The organism is Variovorax sp. DXTD-1, from assembly GCF_003984625.1.
Lineage (GTDB): Bacteria > Pseudomonadota > Gammaproteobacteria > Burkholderiales > Burkholderiaceae_C > Variovorax.
Genome location: NZ_RWKH01000044.1, coordinates 1 through 5,371 on the forward strand (window position 1 = coordinate 1; position 5,371 = coordinate 5,371).

General features: G+C 57.0%; 5 protein-coding genes. All 5 read right to left on the reverse strand.

Features of this window, described 5'->3' with window-relative positions; translation table 11 throughout:
* Positions 1 to 43: 43 nt before the first annotated feature.
* Positions 44 to 1,165, reverse strand: coding sequence for an XVIPCD domain-containing protein (locus tag EJI00_RS24575; protein WP_126750086.1), 1,122 nt, complete (start codon positions 1,163 to 1,165; stop codon positions 44 to 46).
* Positions 1,166 to 1,196: 31 nt separating this feature from the next.
* Positions 1,197 to 2,147, reverse strand: coding sequence for a lysozyme inhibitor LprI family protein (locus EJI00_RS24580; protein WP_126750087.1), 951 nt, complete (start codon positions 2,145 to 2,147; stop codon positions 1,197 to 1,199).
* Positions 2,148 to 2,330: 183 nt separating this feature from the next.
* The gene (locus EJI00_RS24585) at positions 2,331 to 4,004 is read right to left on the reverse strand and encodes an XVIPCD domain-containing protein (RefSeq protein ID WP_126750088.1); all 1,674 of its coding nucleotides are present in this window, start codon (positions 4,002 to 4,004) and stop codon (positions 2,331 to 2,333) included.
* The gene (locus tag EJI00_RS24590) at positions 4,001 to 4,618 is read right to left on the reverse strand and encodes a hypothetical protein (protein ID WP_126750089.1); all 618 of its coding nucleotides are present in this window, start codon (positions 4,616 to 4,618) and stop codon (positions 4,001 to 4,003) included. The genes EJI00_RS24585 and EJI00_RS24590 overlap by 4 nt, the downstream gene beginning before the upstream one ends.
* 77 nt (positions 4,619 to 4,695) lie before the next feature.
* Complete coding sequence (locus EJI00_RS24595) at positions 4,696 to 5,193, reverse strand: DUF4189 domain-containing protein (RefSeq protein WP_126750090.1); 498 nt, start codon at positions 5,191 to 5,193, stop codon at positions 4,696 to 4,698.
* Positions 5,194 to 5,371: the final 178 nt, after the last annotated feature.

A 5,371-nucleotide genomic window follows, 5' to 3' on the forward strand; every position in this document is an offset into this window, starting at 1 on the left:
TTCGCTGATGGGGCCGGCGAGTGATTCGGTCTGTAGTCTCAACTCAGCGAGACATGGCCGGCGCAGTTTGCGCCTGGACAGGTTGATTCACCTGCTGCGCCCGCTGGCCCTGCTGCTGGGCATGCACCTCGGCCGAGGCCTGCGAGCTCTGGGCCAGCGGCATGTTTAGCGCCTCCACTGTGTCCACAGAGATCACCTTCGACAGCCCGCTTCCGAGCTTGCCCTGTACGGCAATGATCCTATCGCCGCTGTTGCCGCCCAACACCAAGTGGTCGATGCACTTCATGCCCGCACATTGCGCCTTCACCGCCACGTGGCCTGCGGCGTTGTCGGTCTGGTGATCCGAGGTGCGCCCGTACTTGGCATCGATCGCCTGCATGCCAGCTTGGGCTTGCTTGAACAGCGGATTGCCGGGGTGGGCGGGATCGTACATCGCCGCCGTGTGCGCGTTCGACGGCTGAGAATTATCAGAACGCTCTTGCGGGGCAGCGAAACTCTTGGCTCCGCTCTTAACTAAATCCCAATCTGTGGGTGTTTGTTTACCAGGAAGTTGTTGGTCCCACGCCTTCTTTGCATCATCCAACGTAGGATTGGTATTTCCTTTCAAGGCAGCTGCGTAATCATCTAAATTGCCACTTCTATTGCATGAAGAGACAAGCGATGCAACTGCGGTTCCATAGTCCTTGTTTTTTGAATCGAATACGCCGGCGCTATGCGTCTTGAGAAAATCGTTCACTGGGGCGACAACGCTCTTGTCCAGATGATTTTTTTGATGCTCCGCAATGATTGCGTTGACTTTCGAAGCAATTGGACTGTCGGGGTTGAAAACGGTAGCATTCAATGTTTTGAGTGCTGCCTTGTAATTTTCTGATAAGCCCTCATTCAGATCTGGCCGCTTGATCGCATATTTTGCCAAATCATCTGCTTGAGCTTGCGTGATAGAATTATTGGCGACGCCGACGGCAAGTATTTCCTTGTATGCCGCTTTGGCTTCGGTGTTGTTTCCTATGTCCAATTGAACTGTGCCAAATGAAAAGCCAGAACCATTTTTGCCGCGCTCTTTCCCCAGCATCGAATTCGGCACGGCGAGAGTTACTTTATTGCCAGAAGCACCCTCCGATCCGACCAGAACGGAAAGCGCTTGTTTGCTATCGATGGATGACATTTTTATTTTCTCCTAATTAAATGAAGCGAGTCTATTTTTGCTTCGGCAAAGGAAACGTCTTTTTTGCCAAAGGATGAAGCACCGAGTAGGGGATGTTGCAACTACAGTTGCACTGACTGTAGCCCCCGAAGGCATACGCACCGTAACTCACCGAAGCCCCGTTTTTCTTGAATTTCCAAATCCCAAGATCGGAAGTCGATTCTGAGATTTCCTTGATAGTGACGTTTCCTTTTTTTGGATCGTCCAAGTTATTTATCTTTTGAGTATTGACTTGTTTTTGGCAATAGGAAAATATCTTTTTTGCTTTGCTGGCATCAAGCAGATCGTCGAAATCAAGAATCTTGCCTGTGCTCATGTCGATATTGATGGACTCGCCCCAAGGCTCGGGGTGAGCTTGCCCCACAAAGAAATCGCCATCTACACGGGCCGATAGCAGCTTTGGAGATGCGAAATTCAATTCGGAAACCATGAGGGAGTAGTATTTTTCCTCCTTCGATGGAGGATTTGTACTTCGCGCATGGCGAACGGCTTCTTGAAGCTGCTTGTCCATGAATTCATTCAGGGCCAGCTCTGCAGGTGTTTTGGGGTTTGTAAATTTCAGGCGTGTTGCAGAAATTTCCATGCCTTTCTCGCCGTCCGTCTTGTGGGTGAAAAAGGGCCTGATCGCGGATGACGCGCTCAGGCCATTCACGGAGCGGCCTTCCAGAAAATAACGCCGCTCGACATTCCGCTGCATCAGACACGGGGCTTGCCGGACCGAGCATGCCTCGTCACGCTCTTTCATCCACGCACGTTGCGACTCCTCGAGGGCGGCGTTCTCGTCGTCTGCAGTAATTTGATTTTTCAGGCGCTCGTATGCAATGCGCATCGCGGCTTCGGTCGCTTCCTGAGGCTGCGACTTCGCTTGCGTCGTTTGAGCAGGGGCATGAAAAGGCATCAAACCGACCATTGCGATGAACGACCAAAGGGTGAGTCTCATCATGAAGTTCCTTGGTTGGAGGTGTTGCTAAATTGGATGCTGCTACCGCCGCATCAATAGGGATGTCTCGTCGCACACGCTGAGCAGTTCGACTGCGATCAAATCAAAAGCGGGTAGCGCAGCAGCATTCATGGTCAGTGACAGACGATGGGGCTATGAACCAAAGCGCTGATGCACGAACTCAACTCAAGCCAGGGCCGGCCCGGTTTGCGCCTGAACCGGCCGATTCACCTGCTGGGACTGCTGGTTCTGTTGCTGGTTGTGCGCCTCGGCGAAGGCTTGCGAGCTTTGCGCAAGAGGTGTGTTCAGCGCCACCACCGTGTCCACACCGATTGCCTTCGACAGCGCGGCGCCCGGCTGGCCCTGCACCGCAATGAGCTTGCTGCCGTTGTCGTTCAGCACCACGTGATCGATCTGCCTGAACCTGGATTCACACGCCGATGCGGCCAACGTGCCGGCGGCATTGCAGGTGCGTTGATCGGAAGGGATGCCGCGCTCGGCGTTGATCTTGTCCAGCCCGGCCAAGGCCTGCTTGTAGAACCCGTTGCCGGGATGCTGGCCATCGTTCAGCAGCGGCATTGGCCCTGCCTCGCTGCTGAGCCACGACCCTAACTTGTCGGTGAGCTTGTCCATGGCGCGGGAAGCACCATCGTGGATCTTCTGGCCAGTCTCCTCCAGCGCTCGCTCTGCCCGCTGGGCGCCCGTGATCACCTGCTCGCGCGCGGCATCGTAGGTTCGCTCGGCCGCGTGGCTGGCCGCCTGCGCGCCCGAAACGACAGCCTTGCCAGTCCTTTCGGCAGCGTGGACGACGGTCTTAGCACCCGAAACAACAGCGGTGCTGGTGGCATCGTAGGTGCGCTCGGCTGCGCGACCGGCGGCCTGTGCGCCTGAAACAATCGCCTTGCCCGTCGTTTCGGCCGCATGGCTGACGGTCTTCGCCCCCGAAACAACCGCAGTGCTGGTTGCATCGTAGGCCTGCCCCGCCGCATGGCCAACGGCCTTTGCACCCGCAACGACCGTCTGGCCAGCCTGTACCCCAGAGCGCAGAGGGGTGGATGCGGATAGGGTGACACGGGCACTGTGTACGTCGTCGCGGTAGCGATCGATCATGCTGTGATGGGCGTCATAACGCGCCTCGTTCTCCCGCGAGATGATCGAGCGACCCAGCGTCTCGCTATTGGGCACGAAGTTGTCGATCGAATGCGCGCCGAAATCGGTCGCCTTGACGGGATTGCGCACACTCAGAGCGCCGCTGCCGTCGCGGTATCCGGCCTTGCCCAGCGTGTCGATGTCCTGTTGGGCCGCATAGACCCGCACTTGACCAAAGTGCGCACTGGCTGCGCTCACCGCATCGCCGGCGCGAACGTGGTTGACGACTTGATGGCCGCCCTTGGGAACGCCATGCAGCAGCCCGGCGGCGCCGTAGGCATTGAAGGTCTCGCCTTGGAGGCCGAACTTGTGCGCCTCCAACTGGGCCAGCGTGCCACCCAGTGAGTGGCCGGTGACGGTGACGTTCAGGGGCTGATTGTTTTTTTGTGCGTCGACCTTGGCCTGTGCCAGCACCCTTTGCGTGAAAACATCTGCATCATGTTTCTGGGCGCTGACACCCGCCAGCGCCATGCCGGCATCCACGATGCCATCGTGCACCGGCTCCCGATCAAATTCGGTGCCGCGATAAGCAATCACCACCTCGCCCGTGTCGACCCGTTTATAGGCCGTCGCCTGGAAGCCCGTTCTCGGGTCGTCGGTGTGGTCAAAGACTTTATAGATCGTACCGTTCAGGACAACCTTCTCGTCCTTCACACGGTCGTGATAGGAGTCCTGCGCGAGCAGGGCATAGCCCGTCGATGCGATCGTCATTGGAACTTCTCCCTGCCGACCAGTGTGGTCGAGAACGTGTTCTTCGGCTCTTTGAAATCGGAACGGTGTGTCCGACCGTCATCTGTGGCTGGAGGGTTGTCGCTCCGCTTCGATTTGGCTTCCTCGCTGAAGTAGGACTCGTTATTGAAGTAGCGAGTGACGGGCTTGCTTGCAAGAATGTCTTCAAGGGAAATGAAGGGGCCAAACTTCCAATTCCCAACATTCAGATAAGCACTGGCAAACGTTAGTGACCAGCGGCAAATGCCCAAGCCAAAATAATCCTCATCCTGCAACAAGTCGGCGTAGAACTCGCCCTTGTAGACCTTGTCGCTGATACGCGTGAAAGCAAGAGGTAGATGCTTGCTGGGGGTCGGCTTTGCGCCGCTGACGGGCTGCAGCGGCACGCAGCGATCGTTTTGGACTTGGTAGTCCAGCGAGCCCTCTACCGCATCGAACGGCCCCGGGGCGTTCTCGATGGTCAATGTGATTTCATAGCGCATCTTCGGATGCGGGTTGAGCTTGATATCGGGCTTTTTCATGGCTTGGCCGCAGGCGATGGTGGTAATGGTGGTGATGGCAAGAAGAACGGCGAGAGCGGGGATGAGGCGCTTCATGGCGATCTAACCCCGCAACGCGCATGAGCCGTGCGCGAGTCGCTCGAATTGGCGGCAATTGATGATGTGCGTGGCATCTACCGAATTCGTACCGGCAGGCTGCAGGCGGAGTAGTAGACGTGGCAGTTGCTGCGCCCAGCATCACGACAGGTCTTCATGCCAACTTCAACGGCCTTATTTATCGTAGTAGCAATAGGTGCGTTGTAACCACCGTCGCCCACGACTACCGCAGCACACTGGTTGTCATACGCAATTTCGATCTTGCAGTTGAGACCACCCTTAGCTGCGCAATCGCTTATTGCCGTTTGCGACGCTTCTCGATTACTCGACTTGTCAGTGGAGACTCCGAGAACGCCATCCGGCACAGACGTGGCAATCGCCCCCCAGCGGCGTTCCCATTGCTCGGCAGGTTGCTGAGGTGCTTGCTGTTGCCTGTTATCCGGCCCGCACATGTTGAGACCGGGACCCGAGCCATAAGCAATCTGACCGGGAGGGCATTGCTGGGCAAGCGCGGTGCCGCCCCAGAACATCCAGAGACTTGCCACCAGCAGTCTGTACAAGAGATGTGCTGACATGGGTCACGCCCCATCCATATGGAAGGTCCTCGGTGGTGGGGCAGAAGCAATCTTATCCTCAGGAGGCTGCGATGGCGTGGACGTTCTAGCGCCACCGAGTCCACCGCCGGTTCCTCGATCAGGAGGAGGAACTGCTTGCGTCGTTTGTGAAACCTGCTGCTGCCCCCCACCCGGTGCA

Bases quoted from the DNA above. Each gene is read 5' to 3' on its own strand.
- EJI00_RS24585 (WP_126750088.1), bottom strand. From the start codon at position 4,004: ATGACGATCGCATCGACGGGCTATGCCCTGCTCGCGCAGGACTCCTAT.
- EJI00_RS24575 (WP_126750086.1), bottom strand. From the start codon at position 1,165: ATGTCATCCATCGATAGCAAACAAGCGCTTTCCGTTCTGGTCGGATCG.
- EJI00_RS24580 (WP_126750087.1), bottom strand. From the start codon at position 2,147: ATGATGAGACTCACCCTTTGGTCGTTCATCGCAATGGTCGGTTTGATG.
- EJI00_RS24590 (WP_126750089.1), bottom strand. From the start codon at position 4,618: ATGAAGCGCCTCATCCCCGCTCTCGCCGTTCTTCTTGCCATCACCACC.
- EJI00_RS24595 (WP_126750090.1), bottom strand. From the start codon at position 5,193: ATGTCAGCACATCTCTTGTACAGACTGCTGGTGGCAAGTCTCTGGATG.